Annotated in this window: 19 protein-coding genes and 1 pseudogene; 6 read left to right on the top strand and 14 right to left on the bottom strand. The window is 48.8% G+C overall.

Annotated elements, in window-relative coordinates; genetic code table 11:
- Window positions 1-47 precede the first annotated feature (47 nt).
- Window positions 48-836 (top strand): annotated as a pseudogene (gene fabV, locus KDK19_RS10055) (enoyl-ACP reductase FabV); the annotation flags it as partial.
- A 69-nt stretch (window positions 837-905) separates the two neighbouring features.
- On the opposite strand, the gene KDK19_RS10050 reads toward fabV, so the two are convergent.
- Entirely contained in the window at window positions 906-1,637 is a 732-nt protein-coding gene (locus KDK19_RS10050) for a hypothetical protein (protein WP_257279661.1), read from the bottom strand.
- Window positions 1,638-1,805: 168 nt separating this feature from the next.
- Here KDK19_RS10050 and KDK19_RS10045 point away from each other — a divergent pair, with 168 nt between their 5' ends.
- Window positions 1,806-2,426 (top strand): class I SAM-dependent methyltransferase, encoded by a 621-nt coding sequence (locus KDK19_RS10045; protein ID WP_257291855.1) that lies wholly within the window; start codon window positions 1,806-1,808, stop codon window positions 2,424-2,426.
- Here the strand turns inward: KDK19_RS10045 and KDK19_RS24350 are convergent.
- From KDK19_RS24350 to gyrA, 13 genes are all read right to left on the bottom strand, one after another.
- Entirely contained in the window at window positions 2,338-2,592 is a 255-nt protein-coding gene (locus KDK19_RS24350; RefSeq protein ID WP_257276445.1) for a FeoC-like transcriptional regulator, read from the bottom strand. The genes KDK19_RS10045 and KDK19_RS24350 overlap by 89 nt on opposite strands.
- Window positions 2,592-4,943 (bottom strand): Fe(2+) transporter permease subunit FeoB, encoded by a 2,352-nt coding sequence (gene feoB, locus KDK19_RS10040; protein WP_257291854.1) that lies wholly within the window; start codon window positions 4,941-4,943, stop codon window positions 2,592-2,594. Before feoB ends, KDK19_RS24350 begins: the two co-directional genes overlap by 1 nt.
- Window positions 4,940-5,173 (bottom strand): FeoA family protein, encoded by a 234-nt coding sequence (locus KDK19_RS10035; protein ID WP_257279664.1) that lies wholly within the window; start codon window positions 5,171-5,173, stop codon window positions 4,940-4,942. The genes feoB and KDK19_RS10035 overlap by 4 nt, the downstream gene beginning before the upstream one ends.
- A 369-nt stretch (window positions 5,174-5,542) precedes the next feature.
- Window positions 5,543-6,718: a lipopolysaccharide assembly protein LapB gene (gene lapB / locus KDK19_RS10030; RefSeq protein ID WP_257279665.1), complete on the bottom strand. Its 1,176-nt coding sequence runs from the start codon at window positions 6,716-6,718 to the stop codon at window positions 5,543-5,545.
- Window positions 6,718-7,038: a LapA family protein gene (locus KDK19_RS10025; protein WP_257279666.1), complete on the bottom strand. Its 321-nt coding sequence runs from the start codon at window positions 7,036-7,038 to the stop codon at window positions 6,718-6,720. The genes lapB and KDK19_RS10025 overlap by 1 nt, the downstream gene beginning before the upstream one ends.
- Window positions 7,039-7,139: 101 nt before the next feature.
- Window positions 7,140-7,430, bottom strand: coding sequence for an integration host factor subunit beta (gene ihfB, locus KDK19_RS10020; RefSeq protein ID WP_257279667.1), 291 nt, complete (start codon window positions 7,428-7,430; stop codon window positions 7,140-7,142).
- Window positions 7,431-7,741: 311 nt separating this feature from the next.
- Window positions 7,742-9,421 carry a 30S ribosomal protein S1 gene (rpsA, locus tag KDK19_RS10015; protein WP_257279668.1) on the bottom strand — a complete coding sequence of 560 codons (1,680 nt, stop codon included), beginning with the start codon at window positions 9,419-9,421 and terminating at the stop codon, window positions 7,742-7,744.
- Window positions 9,422-9,668: 247 nt separating this feature from the next.
- Entirely contained in the window at window positions 9,669-10,367 is a 699-nt protein-coding gene (gene cmk / locus KDK19_RS10010) for a (d)CMP kinase (RefSeq protein WP_257279669.1), read from the bottom strand.
- Window positions 10,368-10,477: 110 nt separating this feature from the next.
- The gene (locus KDK19_RS10005; RefSeq protein WP_257279670.1) at window positions 10,478-11,467 is read right to left on the bottom strand and encodes a prephenate dehydrogenase/arogenate dehydrogenase family protein; all 990 of its coding nucleotides are present in this window, start codon (window positions 11,465-11,467) and stop codon (window positions 10,478-10,480) included.
- Window positions 11,468-11,537: 70 nt separating this feature from the next.
- Complete coding sequence (gene hisC, locus KDK19_RS10000; protein ID WP_257279671.1) at window positions 11,538-12,647, bottom strand: histidinol-phosphate transaminase; 1,110 nt, start codon at window positions 12,645-12,647, stop codon at window positions 11,538-11,540.
- Window positions 12,648-12,730: 83 nt separating this feature from the next.
- Window positions 12,731-13,816 carry a prephenate dehydratase gene (gene pheA, locus KDK19_RS09995; RefSeq protein ID WP_257275486.1) on the bottom strand — a complete coding sequence of 362 codons (1,086 nt, stop codon included), beginning with the start codon at window positions 13,814-13,816 and terminating at the stop codon, window positions 12,731-12,733.
- A gap of 99 nt (window positions 13,817-13,915) precedes the next feature.
- Complete coding sequence (gene serC, locus KDK19_RS09990) at window positions 13,916-15,034, bottom strand: 3-phosphoserine/phosphohydroxythreonine transaminase (protein WP_257279672.1); 1,119 nt, start codon at window positions 15,032-15,034, stop codon at window positions 13,916-13,918.
- A gap of 96 nt (window positions 15,035-15,130) precedes the next feature.
- Window positions 15,131-17,743: a DNA gyrase subunit A gene (gene gyrA, locus KDK19_RS09985; RefSeq protein WP_257279673.1), complete on the bottom strand. Its 2,613-nt coding sequence runs from the start codon at window positions 17,741-17,743 to the stop codon at window positions 15,131-15,133.
- A 450-nt stretch (window positions 17,744-18,193) separates the two neighbouring features.
- Between gyrA and ubiG the strand changes: the two genes are divergently transcribed.
- The 4 genes from ubiG to KDK19_RS09965 all read left to right on the top strand — a co-directional run.
- Entirely contained in the window at window positions 18,194-18,901 is a 708-nt protein-coding gene (ubiG, locus tag KDK19_RS09980; RefSeq protein ID WP_368736453.1) for a bifunctional 2-polyprenyl-6-hydroxyphenol methylase/3-demethylubiquinol 3-O-methyltransferase UbiG, read from the top strand.
- A gap of 8 nt (window positions 18,902-18,909) precedes the next feature.
- The gene (locus KDK19_RS09975; protein ID WP_257275492.1) at window positions 18,910-19,629 is read left to right on the top strand and encodes an HAD family hydrolase; all 720 of its coding nucleotides are present in this window, start codon (window positions 18,910-18,912) and stop codon (window positions 19,627-19,629) included.
- Window positions 19,622-20,395 carry a YciK family oxidoreductase gene (locus KDK19_RS09970; RefSeq protein ID WP_257279674.1) on the top strand — a complete coding sequence of 258 codons (774 nt, stop codon included), beginning with the start codon at window positions 19,622-19,624 and terminating at the stop codon, window positions 20,393-20,395. The genes KDK19_RS09975 and KDK19_RS09970 overlap by 8 nt, the downstream gene beginning before the upstream one ends.
- A gap of 146 nt (window positions 20,396-20,541) precedes the next feature.
- Window positions 20,542-21,896 (top strand): HAD family acid phosphatase (locus tag KDK19_RS09965; RefSeq protein ID WP_257291853.1); only part of this gene is annotated, 1,355 nt, incomplete at its 3' end.

The raw sequence follows: 21,896 nt of genomic DNA, 5'->3' as shown, positions 1-21,896 counted from the left end.
CCAGGGTCAGTCTCATTCGCTGAATATAAGTGGTTGGAGAGAAGCCAGTGGCTTCTCCCGTTCGTAAACTGCCAGACAGCGGTGAAGTCATCCGTTCTGTGCTCAAACCTATGGGTCAGCCCTACAGAGCGACAGCCGTCGACACCAACAAGGATCAGCTGTTTGAAGCCCTGGTTGAGCCGGCAACTGAAGAAGAAGTGGCAGCAACGGTGACAGTGATGGGCGGTGAGGACTGGGAACTCTGGATGAAAGCCCTGTCAGAAGCCGGTGTCCTGGCAGAAGATTGTAAAACGGTGGCCTATAGCTATATTGGTACCGAACTTACTTGGCCAATATATTGGGAAGGTGCATTGGGTGAGGCCAAAAAGGATCTGGATCGTGCTGCCCATGCCATCGACAAGCAGATGAAGAGCCTGAACGGTTCTGCCAACATCGCAGTACTGAAAAGCGTTGTTACTCAGGCCAGTTCTGCGATTCCTGTAATGCCCCTCTATATCGCCATGGTCTTCAAGAAGATGCGCGAAGAAGGTGTTCATGAAGGTTGTATCGAACAGATCAACCGAATGTTCCGTGACCGCCTTTACAGAAAAAACGGCGAAGCTCCGATGGTGGACGACAGCAATCGCCTGCGTCTGGACGACTGGGAACTGAGAGACGACATTCAGTCACATTGTCAGGCACTCTGGCCAACGCTCACCAATGAAAACCTGTCAGAACTGACCGATTACGTTGAATACAAGGAAGAGTTCCTGAAACTCTTTGGCTTTGGCGTTGAAGGCGTTAATTACGAAGAGGATCTCAATCCACTGGTGCCTTTTGACGTCATTGATATCTGATCAACCGACCCGGGAGGGTTTGAAAGCCCTCTCGTTTCACAATGCATTGAAATATACTACAACGACCTCTTATTCATAATAAGAATCTTCCCGACTATACCAGGATTGAGGACGCCCAACGGGCTGACTAAAATCCGGAAATGGCAGTGACTTACCATTGGGGCCCTTGGTCATTTTATAATCCTGCCAGCGATCCTCAATGTACAATTCATCTCCGGCACGTATGAATTTCAGTTGCGCGTAGACTGCAACGGGTAGAGGTTTTGCCCCCGCTGTATAAGCAACACCCGGGGTGAAACCTGTCAGCTCGAAGCCATGTTTCAGCCAGTCCACACTGCCTTTGAGAGCGTGAGATTCCACAACAGCAGGATCACTGTGGGACAGAACACTGCTTTCAAAATACCATTGATGATAGGCATTCATTCTCAATACATAGCGAATCGCCAGATAACGATGCTCACGAAACTTTTTTTTGCGTTGATCATGCTTATAAATTTCGTAGACCGTACAACGAATAGCTTCAATCGTATCAAAGGCAATGGCATCGCCTATTCGATAAGGATTACCAATCAGCACATCACCCTTTGCGATAGTCAGTGTTTCCGGCTCATTTTCAACGGGTTTATTTTTATACTCCTTATCAATAATGATACGAAACTGTCTGGCCTGCAGGGGCTCATAACGCCCGAGCACCGACTGCAGGTGTTGGAAGCCTGCATCGAGATTTTCAAGAGACGGAGCAGATTCGACTGCACAAAGAGGCATAACGAGAATCGAGACCAATGCTAAGGCGCCCGTCATCACCCCTTTTATCACCGCACATCTTATCGCACTATTCATCGCACTACTTGACTTAAGGCTCTGATTGTAAGCTAGTCCATACACCAAAACTGTCCAGCCTGAACTTGATCAAAAGGTTCAATAAAGGGCAAGATAAAAATCTGGCGGATAATAAAGTTCTTTCAGGAAATGATTAACTTTGAACAAACCATTCTGATTCTTACCTTCTGTGCAGGCGGTCTGATAACAGCGACAATTGTCTTTTGGAGTCTGCGTTTGGGCATCACTCCAACACCCACTTCTGCCAGGGTAAGATCAAAACTACTGGAAACCTTGCCAGAAATAGTCGATGGCAACATTTATGAATTGGGCTCTGGTTTTGGTTCTCTTATTACGGTATTAGCAAAAACCTATCCAGACCAGATCATTTATGGAATTGAACGCTCCCCTCTTCCCTGCTGGATCAGCCGATTAAGTTGCCGCCATCTGAGAAATGTAGTCATCGTTCAACAGGATATTTTCCAACATGAATGGGAAGGTGCCGGATTGATCGTCTGCTATCTCTATCCCGGCGCCATGGAGAAGTTATCAAAAATCTTTAATCAGAAGCTTAAGACAGGTTGTTACATCGTCAGCCATACATTCAGGCTGCCGGGCTGGGAACCCGAAAGCGAGAACAAGGCTAACGATTTATACCGCAGCCCTGTTTATCGGTATCGGGTTAATCACCCTGAAAACAAACAGGAATCAGGTCGCACTGACTCGAATTTAACCAACGATAGACAACCAGCTGTTCAGGCGCACAACTGACACACCCCTGTTTGCAACCAGATGATTCCTCCACCAGCTTTCCTTTTCTGAGCCAGTGGGCCAGCATACCCTTCATGGCTTCAGGGTCTACTTCAAAATGCTGACTGAGTTCAGCCAAAGTGCAGACACCCTTTTCTGACAGATAGTCTCTAATGGATAGCAGCATTAGTGGCACCCTGTGGTGTTTGCGGGTGTCTTAGCCACATCTTCCGGAGAGATCACCATTCTCTGCCCTACCCTCCTGAGAATCAGAAACATTAGTACCATTGCCAGGATAATGAGGGATAGCCAACTCAGTGCTGTTACTGGCTGAGCACTGATTCGCGACAGCTGGTAGTAAAGAGTAGCTACTGAATATCCCATGAAGAAAGTCCAGCCAGCCACAAAGAGCGTCCAACGAAGACCTGATTCCCGGTAAATAGCACCCAAGGCTGCAACACAGGGTGTGTAGAGCAAGATCATCAAGAGATAAGCCGTAACAGCCGCATCACTGGTGAACAGTCTTTGCATAACACCAAAGGTGGTGACCTCCACTTCCTGATCCTGCGCTACTGATTCCAGATTACTCAAATCACCCACACTCAGGCCAAGGGGATCTAACAGAGAAGATGCAACCTCTGACAGGTTAGCAGGAATAGTTGCCAAAGCCTCATCAAAGCCGGACATAACATCAAAGTCATGAGCTTCGGCTTCTGTGCCATTATCTTGCTCGGCAATGGAGGTGTACATGGAGTTGAGCGTGCCAACAACCGCCTCTTTTGCCAGAATGCCAGTGAACAGACCTACAGCCGCTGGCCAGTTATCTTCTGACATACCCATGGGAGAAAACGCAGGTGTGATGGTTTGACCTATTTTACTGAGCACGGATGACCGGGTGTCTTCATGACCAAAACTGCCATCTGTTCCCAGTGAGTTCAGGGTATTCAGTATCATCACCACTATCACAATGGCTTTGCCTGCCCTGAACAAGAATGCTTTCAGTCGGCTCCAGGTTCTGAGCAATACATGCTTAACTGAAGGCCTGTGATAGCTGGGTAACTCCATAACAAAGGGTGTCACTTCTCCATTGAAGAGACATTTCTTCAACATCAAACCCGTCATGACCGCAGCCATAATACCCGTCAGATAGAGTATGAATACCACATTCTGGCCAGAACCTGGAAAGAAAGCCGCAGCAAACAACGCATAAACGGGAAGACGTGCACCACAGGACATGAAAGGCGCCATGGCAATAGTCAACATCCGATCCTGCTGATTTTCCAGCGTCCGGGTCGCCATAATGGCCGGTACGTTACAGCCAAAGCCGACCAGCATGGGCACAAAAGCCTTTCCGGGGAGACCCAGAAAACGCATTGCCCTATCCATGACAAAAGCGGCCCTGGCCATGTAGCCTGAATCCTCGATTACCGAAAGGAACAGGAACAGAAAAGCAATCACCGGAATGAAGGTTGAGACAGTCTGAATACCGCTACCAAGACCTTTGGCCAACAGTGCAGTGAGCCAGTCCGGCGCGCCGATATTTTCAAGCAGATGGCTCACACCATCGACAAAGATAGTGCCTGAAAGAATGTCAAAAAAGTCTATAAAAGTACTACCTATGTTCACTGAGAACATAAACATCAGATACATAACCCCGAAAAAGATCGGCAAACCCAACAATCGATTTAGAACAATGCGGTCGATGCGCTCAGTGAGACCACGACTCACAGTATCCGAAGTTTTGACAGTATCCTGCATGATGAGGCTGATGGTTTCGTAGCGACCGTTTGCCACTATGATATCCATCTCTGCATCATAGGTAGCTTCAAGTTGCAATCGCGCTTCTGCCGCCCTGTCCATCAGACCCTGAGAAACCTGATCGACAAAACCAGCCTCGCCTTCCAGTAATTTAAGTGATACCCAGCGAGCGATTGAGGAGTCTTCAATCTCGTTGGCAACAGACTCCCGCAGGTAAGAAACAGCCTTTTCCAGAGATTTTCCCAGAGATTGCGGTTTAGCCGGTTCAATTCCGTAGATAAAGCATTGATGAATCAGCTCTTTGAGACCGACAGTTCCTTTATCTCTGGAGGCCACCATGGTGTGAACAGGACTACCTAGCTGTTGGGACAGTTTTTCAGCATTGATCTTAAGGCCTTTATCTTTGGCAACATCGATCATATTGAGAACGACAATGACTGGCAGACCCATGTCCAACAACTGCGTAGTCAGATAAAGGTTACGTTCAATGTTTGAAGCATCGACAACGTTAACAATCAACCGGGCTTCACGGGCAAGGATAAAGTCGCGGGCAATGCGTTCATCCATCGACACCTGATCGTCGACCACATCCAGACAATAGGTACCCGGCAGATCAACTACCTCAACGGACTGATTGTTATGCTGATAACGGCCACTGCGTTTTTCTACGGTAACACCAGGCCAGTTACCCACATGCTGACTCGCACCCGTCAAAACGTTAAAAATAGTGGTTTTGCCGCAATTGGGGTTGCCAACAATCGCAAATACATGCTCCTTCATAGACGGACCACTTCAACGGCTACCGCTTCGTGTCGACGCAGACTGAGTTGAAATCCGCGAACCTGAAGCTGAACAGGATCACCGAGAGGCGCTACTCTGCATACTCTAAAACAGGTCCCGGGCGTGAGCCCCATGGCCAGAAGCTTACGACGATAGGCTGAGCCTGATTTTCTGAAAGCAGAGACCCGGGCCTTATCTCCTGTCTGAAGATCCCCCAAAGTGACCGTCATCCCAATCTCCCAACCCTTTTACCGAAACTGATAGTGCCCGATAAAGAGTGCTTTGATACATCTGGTGATGTGGTGAAAAGAGCAACCTGAGGCAGTTTATGACGCGGCGACAACAGATTGAAAACAAGCAGAATACTAGGCCTAAATGAGAATTATTTCAATTCACGATCGAGATAATTAATAGGATAATTACCGAAATATTGAACTGAAATATTTGCTGAAAGTCTAAAAACACATTGGTCGGTCACAGTGTGTCATCCTTCTCTTCCTGCCTCCCACACTGCATCCTGAAATTTGGAAGGCTCTAATAAGAAGGCTCTGATATCTTGTCTAGACAAGGATATACCGCAAAACAAACAATCAGGGATATTACTCTCCTTCCACACCCTGAACAGGTGCCAGTGTTCCCCACTCATGGCAACCCGGACAGTGCCAATGCATTTCTTTACCGGAAAAGCCACAACTTAAGCACTGGTAGACCGGCTTTGAAACCAACATCTGGTCTGTCACCTCTTTTAACAGTTTGATGCTGGTCAGCGAGGGTTCAGTGGGATGATTCAACTGGATATTGATCAGGGCATTCAAGCCTCTCAAAGTGGGTTGCCGTCGAAGCTGACTGGTCAAAAATTCCATAGCGAAGACGTCACCGCGACTGTTCATGAACTGAGCCGTCATGGCCAAGATAACAGCCGTGCCCGGTTTCTCATTGAGGCAACGTGCCAGATAGCTGCCCAGAACACGCTGTTGATGACTGCGATGGCAAACGGTTTCCAGCATATCAAGAGTCAGCGGAACGTAGCGGTTATCCTGAGTAGATACCTTCTGAAGAACCTTGGTAGCCTCTCTGTCACGACCTTCCTCCATTTCTATCCGACCCAGTATCAAACTGGCTCTGACGCAGTTTTTATCCCTGTAAAATGCGGTTCTGATGAATTTACGGGCTCCTGATCGATCATTATGACGCAGTTTTTCCTCAGCTATCTCACAGTACAAGTGAGCCAGTCTCGAAGCATAGTGCTCACCCGACAATTTATGAAGAGATTCTGCAACCTCAACAGCCTGATGCCACTCTCTCTCTCTTTCATAGATTTTCAGAAGCTGCTGAAGCGCATCCAACCGGTATTCATGATTTTGTCTTGAAAGGTCAACCAGCATGGCTTCTGCACGGTCAAATAGCCCTGCTGTCATGTAATCCTTTGCCAGCTCCAGTCGAACACGGATGGATTGGAGGGGGGTCAGACTGGGTCGGGCCAAGAGATCCTGATGCACCCGGATCGACTTGTCCACCTCCCCCTTTCGGCAAAACAGACTACCCAGGGCAAGATAGGTATCCACGGTGTCATTATTGACGTCCAGTACTTTAATGAAGGTCTCAATAGCCTCATCCGTTTGTTCATTTAACAGATAGTTTAACCCTGCAAAGTACTCTTTGGAGAGGTGATGACCGGGAAAGTGTTCCTTTTTCTTCTTTTTTTCAGCACGTCCGAGAAGATATCCTGCCAGCATAGCCACCATAATCAGTGCCAGCAGTGCAACATCGGGCATCAGGTTAATCCTTTCAACGCATTCGCTCTGAGTTTTTGTATTTCGGCATCACGTCGGCCCAGCTTGCGCTTGAAACTGGCATTGTCTAATCTCAGCCTGGTCATAGCCACCATCGAGACCAGCAGTCCGAAGAGACCACCCATTATAAAAGAGACTACAACGATAGAAGACGCCTTCACTTCTGGCAACAGAACACCGGCCAGGTCGAATCGTATCAACTGAGGGTTAGCGACAATAAAATTGACGAGAATAACAAGCAGGAGCAGACTGCCCAACAATATTACCAGCCGCTTCAGCCAGATACCCAAACGAGAGACCATATTCGATCAAACTCCAGCGATCACTATTCACGATGAGATTTTAAGCCATAGTTGAGCAGGTCTAAACAAAAATGGAAAAATTAAGATATAAATTTTGTAGACTACTCCTGCAGACTACTATTTACACGATCTCGCATATCTTTACCCGGTTTGAAATGAGGAACGTATTTTCCATTTAAAACGACAGACTCACCGGTCTTGGGATTTCGACCCACTCTCGGCGCTCTGTAATGCAGGGAAAAGCTGCCAAATCCCCTGATTTCTACCCTTAACCCACTGGCAAGAGACTGAGACATCTGCTCAAGAATAGATTTGATGGCCAGCTCTACGTCCTTAACCGACAACTGATCTTGTTGCTCGGTCAGTCGTTCTATCAATTCTGATCGGGTCATTGTCGTTCATCCTTTCCCTGTACCCTTGGGTGACACTGAAGCCTCAGCATCATTACGGACACTGCACCCAGATCAGGTGATCAGCAAGACATTAAATATGTCATACTCGAGAACGGCTACGCATCTCGTAAGCCGGACACCCGACTATTCAGGCATTCCCAGACCTGATTGGGATTACAGACAATTCCTACCCTAGCCAACCCCATTCAATAAATCAAGCAACCTATTGATAACCATAAAAAAACCGCAGCCGGAGCCGCGGTTTACTTATGGAAAAAGATAGCCTCATCAGAAGCATTCTTCAACAAGTATTACTTGTTTTCCATCTGAGCCTTGATCAGGTCGCCGATAGTGGTAGGACCGGAAGTCTCGTCTTCTTGCTTCGCACGCAGTTCTTTCATAGCCGCCTTCTCTTCAGCCTGATCCTTCGCCTTGATGGACAGGGAGATATTGCGGTTTTTACGGTCGATACTGATGATGCGAGCTTCTACTTCTTCGCCTTCTTTCAGTACATTGGTAGCGTCTTCAACGCGATCAACACTGATTTCAGAAGCTTTCAGAGTAGCCAGAACGTCTTCAGCCAGCTTCACGGTCGCCGCCTTGGCAGTCACTTCCTTGATCACACCCTTAACAATGGAACCTTTTTCATTCAGGCCAGCGAAAGAGTTGAATGGATCTTCGGACAATTGCTTGATACCGAGGGAGATACGCTCGCGCTCAGCATCAATCGCCAGGATAACCGCTTCAACTTCATCACCTTTACGGTACTTGCGAACAGCTTCTTCGCCAGTTTCATTCCAGGAGATGTCAGACAGGTGAACCAGACCGTCGATGCCGCCGTCCAAACCGATAAAGATACCGAAGTCAGTGATAGACTTGATCTTACCGGCCAACTTGTCACCCTTGTTAAAGGAACCTGAGAACTCTTCCCATGGGTTTTGCTTGCACTGTTTGATACCCAGAGAGATACGACGACGCTCTTCGTCGATGTCCAGAACCTGAACTTCAACTTCGTCACCCAGAGCGACCACCTTGGATGGGTGGATATTCTTGTTGGTCCAGTCCATTTCAGAAACGTGTACCAGACCTTCAACACCTTCTTCCAGCTCAACGAAGCAGCCGTAGTCGGTCAGGTTGGTGATGCGACCGGATACACGGGTACCTTCAGGGAAGCGCTTGGTGATGGCAACCCATGGATCTTCACCCAGCTGCTTCAGACCCAGGGATACACGGTTACGGTCACGGTCAAATTTCAGAACCTTAACATTGATTTCATCGCCAACGTTCACGATTTCGCTTGGATGCTTGATGCGCTTCCAGGCCATGTCAGTGATGTGCAGCAGGCCGTCAACACCGCCCAGATCTACGAAAGCACCGTAGTCGGTCAGGTTCTTGACGATACCCTTAACTTCCAGACCTTCCTGCAGGGACTCCAGCAGCTGCTCGCGCTCAGCACTGTTTTCAGCTTCCAGAACGCTGCGACGGGAAACCACTACGTTGTTGCGCTTCTGGTCCAGCTTGATGACCTTGAATTCCAGCTCTTTGCCTTCAAGGTGAGCTGTATCACGAACCGGACGCACGTCAACCAGAGAACCCGGCAGGAATGCACGGATGGTGTTAACGTCAACAGTGAAGCCACCTTTGACTTTACCAGAGATGACACCTTTAACGATTTCTTCTGCTTCAAAGGCTTTTTCGAGTTCGCCCCAAGCTTCCATACGCTTGGCTTTCTCGCGGGACAGACGGGTTTCACCGAAACCATCTTCAACCGCGTCAAGAGCAACCTGAACTTCGTCGCCGACAGCGATGGTCAGTTCACCCTGTTCGTTCAGGAACTGAGCTTTTGGGATAACACCTTCAGACTTCAGACCTGCGTGAACAGTCACCCAGTCGCTGTCGATATCGACAACCTGACCGCTAACAATAGCGCCCGGCTTCATTTCGATATCTTTCAGGCTTTCTTCAAACAGTTCAGCAAAGCTTTCGCTCATGATCATTCCTATCAATCAGCACTTCAATCAACACCACCCCGGAAAGGCAGTTACTTCTGATCGCATGCTGGCCACACCGCCAGTCAGTGTGGGTTGTTTTTCAAAAAGCACCGTATGGCTGTAACTGGCAATCTGCACCATTCGGTTATTTGCGTCGGTCTTTCCGGAAATCGGTCAGACTACCTCAACAGAAACAAGCTGTTGAGTCTTCCTCAACAGCCTCAGGTTCCGAAACGATCATTTTTAATCAGATCAGACCATTCTGTCGCATGACATCCACTACGCGAACGAACACTTCCTGAATACTCAATCTGGTACTGTCCAGAACAATAGCATCATCGGCAGGTTTCAAAGGAGCGACATCGCGATTCATGTCACGATTGTCCCTGGCAAGAATGTCAGCTAAAAGCTGGTCAAAGCTAGCATCAATCCCTTTCTGTTGCAACTGATTTTGACGACGTTTTGCCCGTTCTTCTGCACTGGCCGTGAGGTAAACCTTGACATTAGCCCGGGGGAAAACCACGGTTCCCATATCCCTTCCATCGGCAATCAGACCCGGAGCTTCTGCAAAGTCCTGCTGACGATTTAACAAAGCTTTTCTGACACCCGGCAAGACTGCTACCCGAGAGGCTTTAGCCCCCACTTCTTCGGTCCTCAGGTTAGCGCCAACGCGCTCACCCTCAAGAATAATTTTCAGGCCTTCACCTTCAGCACCCGGTTCAAATTGAACATCCAGGTGACCTGCCAGTACCTCCAATGATTTTTCATCAGAAAAATCCACCCCATGATTCATCGCTGCCAGTGCTGTCAGTCGATACAAAGCACCACTGTCCAGCAGGTGCCAGCCAAACTCCTTCGCCAGCAGAGCCGCAACTGTTCCTTTCCCGGAGCCACTGGGACCATCAATAGTCACGACTGGCACGCTGATATGTGCAGAATTTTTCATTTACTGACTCTCTAATCCATGAAGTAATGAAAAATTACTTCTGCTTCTGCAAGCACCAACATCTCTCACGCTTGAATACCTATTGTTGATCCAACATGGACTGAACTCAATTACTTTCCTTCGCCCGAATTGGCTACAAAAGTCACTGAATCTCTCTGATTTTCATCAGAGTTAGCCATACAAGCCCTTCTTTCGAGAATACTGGCAAAGTTCTGCCGTGCAGACTGAGCTTGCTCAAACTTCGCCAGTATCGTATTGCTATCTTTTTCAACAATGGCCTGGCGAAGACGAGCCAGGCCTTCAGAAAACTGATCCAACGAAGAAATAATTGCTTTACTGTTACCCAGGGCGATATCGTGCCACATAACCGGATCACTGCCGGCAATGCGGGTAAAGTCTCTAAAGCCGCCGGCAGCATAACGAAAGATATCTTGATTTTCAGGATTACCCGCCAGCGTATCCACCAGTGAAAATGCCAGAAGATGAGGCAAATGGCTAGTCATTGCCAACACTTCATCGTGACGCCACACATCCATCACATTGACTTGGGCACCACAACATTGCCAGAGATGCCTGACCAGAGATAAGGCAGCACGATCAGTATTTTCCAGAGGCGTCAGGATTACCTTATGATGCTTGAACAGGCCGGCCCTGGCCGCAGTAACACCACTTTTCTCGGAGCCTGCAATGGGATGACCCGGCACCAGGCTCTCAGGTATATCACCAAATATTTCCCGGGCAGCCTGAACCAGTGAACCTTTACAGCTACCGACATCGGTCATCACTTTGCCAGCCAGATCCAGACCTTTGAGTTGCTGAAGTACTTTTGGCATTGCCAGCATGGGAACCGACAGCTGAATAACATCGGCCTTGTCGACAGCGGATTTAAAATCCTCACAGCCTTCTGCAACAATTCTCAGGGAAACAGCCTTCTCAACATTTTCACTCCTGAGATCAAACCCCATCAGATGAAAGCTTTCGCCGCACTCCCTCAGGGAAGCTGCAAATGATCCTCCAATAAGGCCCAGCCCTACCACCAAAATGTTCAGTGGGGTACCGTTCCTGTTTTGTTCTATCACTACAAGTTCAACCTTTTTCAAAAGTCATCTTCAACCCCTTGCAACTAAAGATGGCAACGGTTTCTTTAGCTACCGCCTGTTTGTCTTGTGCTCAGGGCTGTCTGACAGAGGCCAGTGCTTCAAGAAAACGCTGATTTTCTTCTTCCAGGCCAATGGAAACCCTAAGGTGTCCTGGCATGCCATAATTGGCAAGAGGTCTGATAATGACGCCCTGTTCAAGAAGACGCTGATAACAATCCATCCCCCCCATACCCGCATCAAAAGTAATGAAGTTACCGCTGGAAGATATGTAATCAAAGCCCATAGATCTCAAGCCCGCCTCAATCCGGGCCATTCCATCCTGGTTAACCTGCCTGGAACGGTTCAGGTATGCTTCATCATTCAGAACAGCAACTGCTGCCGCCTCAATAAGATTATTAACATTAAAAGGCTGTCTTAACCTGTTGAGAACACTGGCTATTTCGCTATTTGAAACAGAATAGCCAATACGTCCACCCGCAAGACCATAGGCCTTGGAGAATGTTCTGATCACGATAAGATTGGGATATTCATTTAACAGCGCAATACCATTCGGGTACTCACTATCCAACACATACTCAAAGTATGCTTCATCCAGAACAACAACAACCTCTTCAGACACCTTGCCCAGGAAGGTAAGCAACTCTGTTTTTGAAAAACGGGTACCGGTCGGGTTATTAGGATTAGCCAGAAAAACGATGCGGGTATCAGAACGAACCGCTTCGGCCATCGCTTCCAGATCATGACCCCAGTTTTTAGCAGGCACCACTATACTTTCCGCCCCAGTCGCCTGGACCGCTATGGGATAAACCGCAAAAGCGTATTCAGAAAATACAGCAGAGCACCCCTCTTTCAGGTAGCATTGCGCCAATAGAACAAGAACATCATTGGAACCGTTACCAAAGGTAATCTGATCAGGCTCTACCGCCAGCTTTTTGCAAAGAGCATCACGCAGATTATAGAGGCTGCTGTCAGGGTATCGAGCCAGCTCATCCAGCATCACAGCGATGGCTTCACGAGAAGACTGAGCCGCCCCAAGAGGATTTTCATTACTGGCCAATTTAACAATACTGCTGACATCCAGACCTTGTTCGCGCGCCAGCTCTTCAACGGGTTTACCGGGAAGATAAGGATTCAGTGCACGTACTCCCGGTACGGCAAGCTGTATAAAATCACAACCCATTTTTCACCTGTTTTTTTACCATGAAAAATTTTACATCCCCACGAGAGGACGCAAAATTGTTTCAATCGCTCAGGACTGATTTGTTAAAGAACGCCCTTGGGATAGGAGCCCAGAACCCGAAGATCATTAACCCTGTCAGCAAGCTTTCCCAATACTTTCTGGATAACCGGATCGTCTTTGTGACCTTCAAAGTCAATAAAGAAAACATAGTTCCAGATGCCGGTACGGGACGGACGGGTTTCTACCCGGGTGAGATCCACGTCATGAACATCGAACGCTTCAAGAATCGAATGCAGAGCACCGGACTGGTTTCTCATACTGACGACGATGGATGTTTTGTCTTCACCACAGGGTGGAACATCCTGATGCCCAATGATCAGGAAGCGGGTGGAATTGTCCGGCTGATCCTCGATTTTCTCAGAGATCTTTTCCAGACCATAAATATCAGCCGCCATATCACCGGCAATGGCCGCAGAGTTCCATTCACCCTTTATACGCTTAGCCGCTTCTGCATTGGAGCTGACAGCAACTCTTTCAGCCATCGGCCAGTGGGCATCCAGCCATTTACGGCACTGTGCCAATGACTGAGCATGGGAGTATATCCGGGTAATATGGTCACGGCGGGTGTTTTCAGAGACCAGCAGATGCTGATGAATTCTTAGCACGACTTCACCACAGATTTTAAGAGAAGAATCCATGAAGCTGTCCAGGGTATGACTGACCACCCCCTCTGTTGAATTCTCAACAGGCACAACACCATAACGCACTGCCCCCGCCGTCACCTCCCTGAACACTTCATCAATCGCGGCCATAGGGACAGAAACCGCAGAATGGCCAAAGTGCTTCATGGCAGCCTGCTGGGTAAAGGTGCCTTCAGGACCAAGAAACGCCACTCGAACAGGCTCTTCAAGAGCCAGACAGGCCGACATAATCTCCCTGAACAGTCGAGCCATTTCTTCATCGTCCAGCGGACCGTCATTGCGCTCCATCACCCGGCGCAAAACCTGGGCCTCACGTTCCGGACGATAAAATACTGCCACGGCGTCTTCATTTTGCTTGACTCTGGCGACTTCCTGAGCGCAGCGTGCACGCTCACTGATCAGCTTCAGAATATCCTGATCAAGCTTGTCAATTTTTGTCCGCAACCCCTTCAACTTATCATCTGTCATAATGTTCTCTGCGTTTAACGGTTCTGACGAAAGCCGCGCAATCGGCAGATGCCAAGCCTGCGAGCTTTGTACTTAAAATTGCGACGGACCAAGGATTTTTTATCCAAACTTTCTTTCGAATTCATGCATAAAGGCGATCAACGCATCGACATGCTCTTCCGGTACTGCATTATAAATACTCGCTCGCATACCGCCTACTGCCTTGTGCCCCTTGAGATAAAGAAAGCCATTTTTTTCAGACTCGGCCAGAAAAACCTTATCTAACTCAGGATCGCTCAGCGTAAAGGGTACATTCATTCTTGAACGCCAGCGGGGATCTACCTTGTTGTGATAAAACCCGGACTCATCAATCACCTGATAGAGTTTGCCTGATTTACGGGCATTGATCTGGTCGATCACTTCAAGCCCCCCCTGATCCTTTAGCCACTCAAACACCAGACCGGCCAGATACCATGCGAAGGTTGGCGGAGTGTTATACATGGAATCCTTATCCGCCTGTACCCGATAATCAAAAACAGCAGGGCAATTGGAATGCCCCCGGTCCAGAAGATCGTCACGCACGATAACCACTGTCAGTCCTGCCGGACCAATATTTTTCTGGGCACCGGCATAGATAACCCCGAAACGGCTGATATCAATGGGCCCGGACAGGATATTGGATGACATATCCGCTACCAGTGGCACATCGCCAGAATCCGGTATAAATGGAAATTCAAGACCACCAATGGTTTCGTTCGGAGTGTAATGAACATAAGCCGCATCGGAACTGAAACGCCAGCCACTCTCTTCCGGCATGGTATGGAATGAAGCGCCTTTGCCGTCGGCAATAACATTGACATTCAAATAACGCTGGGCTTCTTTGATTGCCGACTGAGCCCAGTACCCACTATTGACATAGTCTGCACTATTTTTCTGCCCCCTCAGGTTCATTGGGACTGCCGCAAACTGACCACGGGCCCCGCCCTGCAAAAACAGAACCTTATAGTTTTCAGGAATCTTCAAAAGATCACGGAGATTCTGCTCCGCCAGCTCAGCAACCTTGAGAAAAGACTTCCCTCTGTGACTGACTTCCATAATGGAAGCGCCTTCACGGTTGTAGTCCAGAAGCTCATCCCTTGCACGCGCAAGCACCGACTTCGGCAATGGAGCCGGGCCCGCCGAAAAGTTATAAGTAGGCCCTTGTGGGCCAGCCAGTGTTTCTGCCAATAGATTATTCATACTATCCTCCCGTAGAGCCAAACTCGTCGATTCAGAAGTGCATCCCTTTAAGTAAAACGCCAGCATGCTGCTGGCGTTAAGTTATTGGATACAGAATCAGCCTTCCATCCCTTCATCAGGCTCAGTCTGAGGCGTTTCTTCCCCTGTCACTTCGATTTCAGTCCCATCTTGCGGCTCTTCCGGCTCTTCAACCCTGGCAACACCAACCAGTTTCTCACCTTCCTGAACCTTGATCAGGGTAACCCCCTGAGTATTACGACTCATAACAGATATTTCATCGACACGGGTTCTCACCAGAGTGCCCTGATCAGAGATCAGCATAATCTCCTCTCCATCCTGTACCTGGATAGCACCGATCAGTTCGCCGTTTCGATCAGTACACTGCATGGAGATAACACCCTGACCACCACGACCCGTGATTCTGAAATCTTCTACACCCGTTCGTTTACCGAAACCATTCTGGCTGACGGTTAGAATCTGGGTTTCGTCTTCGGGAATAATCAGAGAGATCACTCTTTGAGCATCCTGTAGTTTAATACCACGGACACCTCTGGCAGTTCTGCCCATGGCGCGCACATCAGTTTCTTCAAACCGAATCGCTTTGCCCGCATTGGAAAGCAACATAACCTGCTTCTCACCGGTCGTAATTTCGGCACCCACAAGGGTATCACCTTCATCAAGACCCAGGGCAATCAGACCACTGCTTCTTGGGCGAGAGAACTGTTCCAGAGGTGTCTTCTTAACCGTTCCTGCAGCCGTTGCCATAAAGACAAAGTGACCTTCGGTATACTCTTCAACAGGCAACATCGCCGTGATGCGCTCATCCTCTTCCAGAGGCAGGATATTCACGATGGGTCGGCCACGTGAAGTACGGCCAGCTTCCGGAATCTGATAGACCTTCAACCAATAAACCTTACCCCTGCTGGAGAAGCAAAGAATCTGGGTGTGGGTATTGGCCACCAGCATATGTTCAACATAATCTTCGTCTTTTACCGAAGCGGCGGATTTGCCTCGACCACCTCGGCGCTGGGCCTGATAGGTGTCGAGCGATGTGGTTTTTGCGTAACCACCATGAGACAGGGTCACAACCATGTCTTCTTCAGAAATCAGGTCTTCAACGGTCAGGTCACGGCGTGAACTGGTGATCTCAGTGCGACGCTCATCGCCATACTCTTCGACTACTTTTTCCATCTCTTCACGGATGACTTCCATCAAACGCTCAGAGCTGGAGAGAATGAGCAGTAGCTCGGCAATTTTTTCCAGCAGCTCGCGATATTCACTCAACAGCTTGTCATGCTCAAGACCGGTCAGCCTGTGCAGACGCATTTCCATGATGGCCTGAGCCTGGGCAGGTGATAAATAGTAGAGACCATCATCGCGAAGACCAAACTGTTCAGGCAATTCGTCAGGCCGACAGGCATCGGCACCGGCACGTTCTGCCATTGCCAGCACGTGACCCGGCTGCCAACCCTGTGCCATAAGCTTTTCTTTAGCCTCTGCAGGCGTTGGCGAGCCCTTGATTAAGGCAATCACCGGATCAATATTAGAAAGGGCTACTGCCAGACCTTCCAGCAAATGCCCTCGCTCACGAGCTTTACGCAGCTCATAAACGGTTCTGCGCGTCACTACTTCGCGACGATGACGAACAAAAGCTTCCAGCATCTCCTTAAGGTTCAGGAGTTTTGGCTGACCATCGACCAGTGCAACATTGTTAATGCCAAATACACTTTCGAGCTGGGTTTGTGCGTAGAGGTTATTGAGAACAACGTCCGCAACTTCACCACGGCGCAACTCAATCACTACTCGCATACCGTCTTTATCAGACTCGTCGCGCAGCTCGGAAATACCTTCAATTTTCTTGTCTTTGACCAGCTCAGCGATCTTTTCAATCAATCGTGCCTTATTCAGCTGATAAGGCAGCTCGGTAACAATGATGGTACTTTTATTTTTCTTTTCATCATGCTCGACATCTGCACGGGCCCGAATATAGATACGACCACGACCGGTACGATATGCCTGCAAAATACCCGCCCGACCATTAATGATGCCAGCAGTTGGAAAGTCCGGACCCGGAATATATTCCATCAGATCATCAACAGACAGGCTCTCATCATCAATTAACGCGAGACAGCCTCTAACCACTTCAGTCAGGTTATGTGGTGGTATATTGGTTGCCATACCCACAGCAATACCGGCAGCACCATTCACCAGCAGATTGGGGATGCGGGTTGGCATGACGGCAGGAATCTGTTCCGTACCGTCGTAGTTGGGTACGTAATCGACCGTTTCCTTATCCAGATCAGCCATGATGTCATGACTGATCTTCTGCATTCGGATCTCGGTATAACGCATGGCCGCTGCAGAGTCGCCGTCTACGGAACCGAAGTTCCCCTGTCCGTCTACTAACATGTACCGCAACGAAAATGGCTGCGCCATACGAACAATGGTGTCATATACAGCAGAGTCACCATGGGGGTGGTATTTACCAATGACGTCACCCACCACACGAGCTGATTTCTTGTAGGGCTTGTTCCAGTCATTGCCCAGCTCGTTCATTGCGAAGAGGACGCGCCGGTGGACCGGCTTGAGTCCGTCACGCACATCAGGCAGTGCCCGCCCAACGATGACACTCATGGCGTAGTCCAGATAGGACTGCTTGAGTTCGTCTTCGATGTTTACCGGAAGAATCTCTTTGGCGATATCAGTCATGTAAACCCAGTCGTCCTTTAGCTTGCGCCCAACGGATACCTGTCAGCATCCTTTCTCAACCCGGAAGGCCGAAAATCCGAATAATTCAATCAACAGGCAGCCATGTGAAAGCAATCATTCAGCTCCTGCCTGAGCAGAAAGGAAGCGTTGAAATGAATTTAACGATAAAAAAGGGCATGGCTGCTTTTTTTCATAATAAGTAGCAAATAATACCACAGCTGGCAGCCTTACTGCGAGCCAGTGTATGGCTTGACAACAATATTTATGAATAAAAAATGACACAAATGTACGACATAGTCGTCTCTTTAGTAGCTATATGACAGGAATACTTAACTATGAAAACTCTGTCTGTATAATGCGGACAAGAATACAGACTGCGCTGTTACTATCGGAAATCAACCGCTTGAGAATCTGGACATTATGACTGCAAACCAGAACGAACCACGCCCGGTGCAAAACGTCGATCCAGCCGAAATTGCCAAATTTGAAGAGTTAGCCAGCCGGTGGTGGGACATGGACGGCGAATTCAAGCCCCTGCACGAGATCAACCCGCTGCGCCTCAACTACATCGATGAGCGAGTGAGCCTGGCAGGAAAAAAAGTACTGGACGTTGGCTGTGGCGGAGGCATTCTCAGCGAATCAATGGCGCTTCGCGGTGCGGATGTTACCGGCATCGACATGGGCGATGCACCACTTTCCGTAGCTCGCTTACACAGTATGGAAAGCGAAGTTGAGGTCAACTACCGCAAGATTCCGGTGGAAGAACTGGCAGAAGAAATACCCGGCACCTTCGATGTGGTTACCTGTCTCGAAATGCTCGAACACGTTCCTGAACCGGCGTCCGTCATTCGTGCTTGTGAAAAGCTGCTCAAACCCGGCGGACAGATCTTCTTTGCTACGATAAACCGCAATGCCAAATCCTGGTTGTTTGCCATCGTCGGGGCCGAGTACGTTCTTAAAATGCTTCCCAAGGGTACCCATGAACACAGTAAATTCATTAAACCTCATGAGCTCTGCGGCTGGATGCGCCAGAGCGATCTGGAAGTAAACGACATGACAGGTATGATTTTCAACCCGTTTACCGGTGTCTACTCACTTAAGAAGTCGGACACTGACGTTAATTACCTGATTTATGGCAGCAAGCCAGAGGCCCAATGAGAATCTTGATGAGTCAACCGAACACCATTGAAGGTATTTTTTTTGATCTGGACGGCACTCTGCTGGACACTTCGGAAGACTTCATTTTTACCGTCAACAAAATGCTGGCAGATGATCATCTGCCAGCAATGGATGGCGAGCTCATTCGAAGCTATGTTTCGGAAGGCTCGAGAAAGCTGGTTCAACTCGCATACGGTCTGGAGCCATCAGACCCGAAGGTAGAAAGCCTCAGGAACAGGCTTCTTGATGAATATAATGACTACATCAGCAATGATCGTAGGGAAAAAGCAGCAAAACTGTACGGCGGACTGCCAACACTGCTTGATGCTCTGGATGAAAGAGCCATTCCCTGGGGGGTCGTCACCAATAAACCTTCAGTTTACGCAAAAATTTTACTGGCTCAGGCTAACCTGAGCCACCGGTCAAAAACATTGATCTGTCCAGACCATGTCAGACTGACCAAGCCCAACCCCGAAGCTCTGCTACTGGCCTGCCAGCAGACGGACGCTAATCCGGCAAAGTGCATTTATGTGGGTGATCATTGGCGCGACATTGAGGCTGGCAGAAATGCAGACATGGTGACTATTGCCGCACTCTATGGTTTTATCAGTCCCAAAGATACGCCGGATCAGTGGCACGCTGATTACAACGTCTCATCCGCAGAAGAGATTCTTCCGCTGCTGGAAAAGTACAAGTGGCAGCTACCACGGAGAGCAACACATGTTTAAATATACTGCACCCGACAACCTCCTCCGGGACAAAATTATCCTGATCACTGGTGCTGGCAGTGGTATTGGCCGAACGGCAGCACTGACCTTTGCACGCCACGGCGCTACCGTCATCTTGCTGGGCAGAACCATCAGCAAGCTTGAAGAGGTCTATGACGAGATTGAAGGAAATGGCTGGCCCCAGGCGGCCATTTATCCCATGAACCTCGCCGGAGCTTCAGAACAGGACTATGCGAACCTGGCGGAAACTCTGGATAAAGAATTTGGCAGACTGGATGGGCTCCTGCACAATGCAGGCCTGCTGGGCGAACTGAAAACCATTGCACAATTTGAACTGGATAAATGGAATGAAGTCATGCACGTTAATTTGACTGCCCCCTTCCTGCTGTCAAGAGAACTGCTCCCTCTGCTTCGCAACGCTGAATCCGGTTCCATTGCCTTCACTTCCTCCAGCGTTGGTCATAAAGGACGCGCTCACTGGGGAGCCTATAGCATCTCAAAATTTGCTACCGAAGGCCTGATGCAGGTGATGGCAGATGAAGAAGACGGCCTCAGCCAGGTAAGAGTCAACACCATTAATCCCGGTGGCACACGGACAGCCATGAGAGCCTCTGCCTACCCCGGTGAAGACCCGATGAGCCGCCCAACACCTGAAGATATTATGCCAGTCTATCTGTATCTGATGGGTGACGACAGCCATTCGGTCAGCGGTAAAGCTTTTCATGCCCAGCTTCCAGGTGATCCAGAGAACATTGCAACACTCTGACATTGTCTTATGACCCACTCAGCCAGTGGGTCACTCTTTACCTTACCTGTATACAACCCGTTACAAAAAAAACATGCCCTCCCGGAAGCCTCGACTAGGTTTTAACGTCGATAACTCAACGATAAATCAATCATAGCGAGGATTTCATGCCAAGAATTCACCCCCCTGTTCTGCTCTTGCTGGCAGCCTGCGCACCTGTTTCGGCAGCACTTTCTGCAGTTTATTCTCAGAAAGAGTTGAATGAAGAAAAAGTCGTTGCCTCTAACTGGCAACAGCACTCTCCTGAATATGAAGCACTCGTGCACCAGTCATTCAACATAGCCAGAGACAACCTCGCCAGCGCATTGAATGAGTTACCTGAAGGCAAGCGTGCCGCGATAGTGACCGATATTGACGACACTTTAATCGATGGCACCGTATATTTCTCAAGCATGGTCGGAACCGGTGGTGCACGAAGCACTGATGCCACTATTGCCTGGTGGAGAGAACAAAGGATGGAAGCCTTACCCGGTGCCGTGGATTTTTTAAATGAGATTGACCAGCAAAGCATAGACATCTTCTACGTCAGTGGTCGTTTCAATGAGGCCAAAGACATTTCGATGGCCAAACTGAAAGCATTGGGATTCCCAATCAAAGGCCCTGAATATCTGCTTTTTCAGCAAACAGACAATAGAACACTGAGCAAAGAAGACCATCGTCAGAAAATCAGAGACAAGGGCTATCAGATACTTATGCTTCTGGGTGACCAGCTGGATGATCTTGCAGAAGTGGAAGGCCATCACTTTACTGAGAGACAGCAATGGGTTCACCAAAATCGCAGCCGATTCGGCAAAGATTGGATCAGCTTCCCCAACCTTGTTTATGGAAGCTGGGAGTCTGCGGCTGTGACTGAAAACTTCAGCCAATTGTCGCCCCAGAAAAAGCACATTGCCAACCTGAATGCGCTGAACCACTCTCACTTCAGCCAGATACGGGATCCTGCCTTCGCCCAGCACAATATTAATGCAATGCTCTGGATGTACTCATCAGCCGATTATCATGCCCTGACGCAGCAAGCATTCAATCACTCCACCAAAATACTGGAAAAACTGACTCAGAAAACGATGGAAAACCCCGTTATTGTTGTAGACATCAACGGTACCATTCTGCAATACACCCCCCTAAATCCCGACCTCATCCGGCCTGCATCAGGATCAGAACACGATAAAGACAGCTGGCGCCTTGAACAACAGAAAAATGCCAAGCCGATCCCCGGTGCACGGGAGTTTCTCACTGCGGCAAAGGAAAAAGGGTTTGATATATTCTATGTTTCCGAGCAACCTATGTCGTCAGGCCGCCAGGGCAACAGGAAAGACTTTGAAGAACTAACCGTCAAACAGCTGAAAGAGCTGGGTTACCCGGATGCAGATGAAACCCATATCGTATTAAAAGGAGAATACTGCTCAGAGGTTGATCTTAAGAACTGCACAAAAATCTTTCAGCGTCGTGCGATCACTAACGG

The organism is Endozoicomonas sp. ONNA1 (assembly GCF_024606325.1).
GTDB lineage: Bacteria > Pseudomonadota > Gammaproteobacteria > Pseudomonadales > Endozoicomonadaceae > Endozoicomonas_A.
The sequence above is the reverse complement of the archived record's forward strand: the minus strand, read 5'-3'. Positions and strand labels throughout refer to the sequence as shown.

Coding starts and splice junctions, on each gene's coding strand:
- rpsA (WP_257279668.1), bottom strand. CDS start 9,421: ATGAGCGAAAGCTTTGCTGAACTGTTTGAAGAAAGCCTGAAAGATATC.
- gyrA (WP_257279673.1), bottom strand. CDS start 17,743: ATGACTGATATCGCCAAAGAGATTCTTCCGGTAAACATCGAAGACGAA.
- KDK19_RS10050 (WP_257279661.1), bottom strand. CDS start 1,637: ATGACGGGCGCCTTAGCATTGGTCTCGATTCTCGTTATGCCTCTTTGT.
- pheA (WP_257275486.1), bottom strand. CDS start 13,816: ATGACAGATGATAAGTTGAAGGGGTTGCGGACAAAAATTGACAAGCTT.
- ihfB (WP_257279667.1), bottom strand. CDS start 7,430: ATGACCCGATCAGAATTGATAGAACGACTGACCGAGCAACAAGATCAG.
- KDK19_RS10035 (WP_257279664.1), bottom strand. CDS start 5,173: ATGACGGTCACTTTGGGGGATCTTCAGACAGGAGATAAGGCCCGGGTC.
- cmk (WP_257279669.1), bottom strand. CDS start 10,367: ATGAAAAATTCTGCACATATCAGCGTGCCAGTCGTGACTATTGATGGT.
- feoB (WP_257291854.1), bottom strand. CDS start 4,943: ATGAAGGAGCATGTATTTGCGATTGTTGGCAACCCCAATTGCGGCAAA.
- KDK19_RS10025 (WP_257279666.1), bottom strand. CDS start 7,038: ATGGTCTCTCGTTTGGGTATCTGGCTGAAGCGGCTGGTAATATTGTTG.
- KDK19_RS24350 (WP_257276445.1), bottom strand. CDS start 2,592: ATGCTGCTATCCATTAGAGACTATCTGTCAGAAAAGGGTGTCTGCACT.
- hisC (WP_257279671.1), bottom strand. CDS start 12,647: ATGGGTTGTGATTTTATACAGCTTGCCGTACCGGGAGTACGTGCACTG.
- KDK19_RS09970 (WP_257279674.1), top strand. CDS start 19,622: ATGTTTAAATATACTGCACCCGACAACCTCCTCCGGGACAAAATTATC.
- serC (WP_257279672.1), bottom strand. CDS start 15,034: ATGAATAATCTATTGGCAGAAACACTGGCTGGCCCACAAGGGCCTACT.
- lapB (WP_257279665.1), bottom strand. CDS start 6,718: ATGCCCGATGTTGCACTGCTGGCACTGATTATGGTGGCTATGCTGGCA.
- KDK19_RS10045 (WP_257291855.1), top strand. CDS start 1,806: ATGATTAACTTTGAACAAACCATTCTGATTCTTACCTTCTGTGCAGGC.
- KDK19_RS09975 (WP_257275492.1), top strand. CDS start 18,910: ATGAGTCAACCGAACACCATTGAAGGTATTTTTTTTGATCTGGACGGC.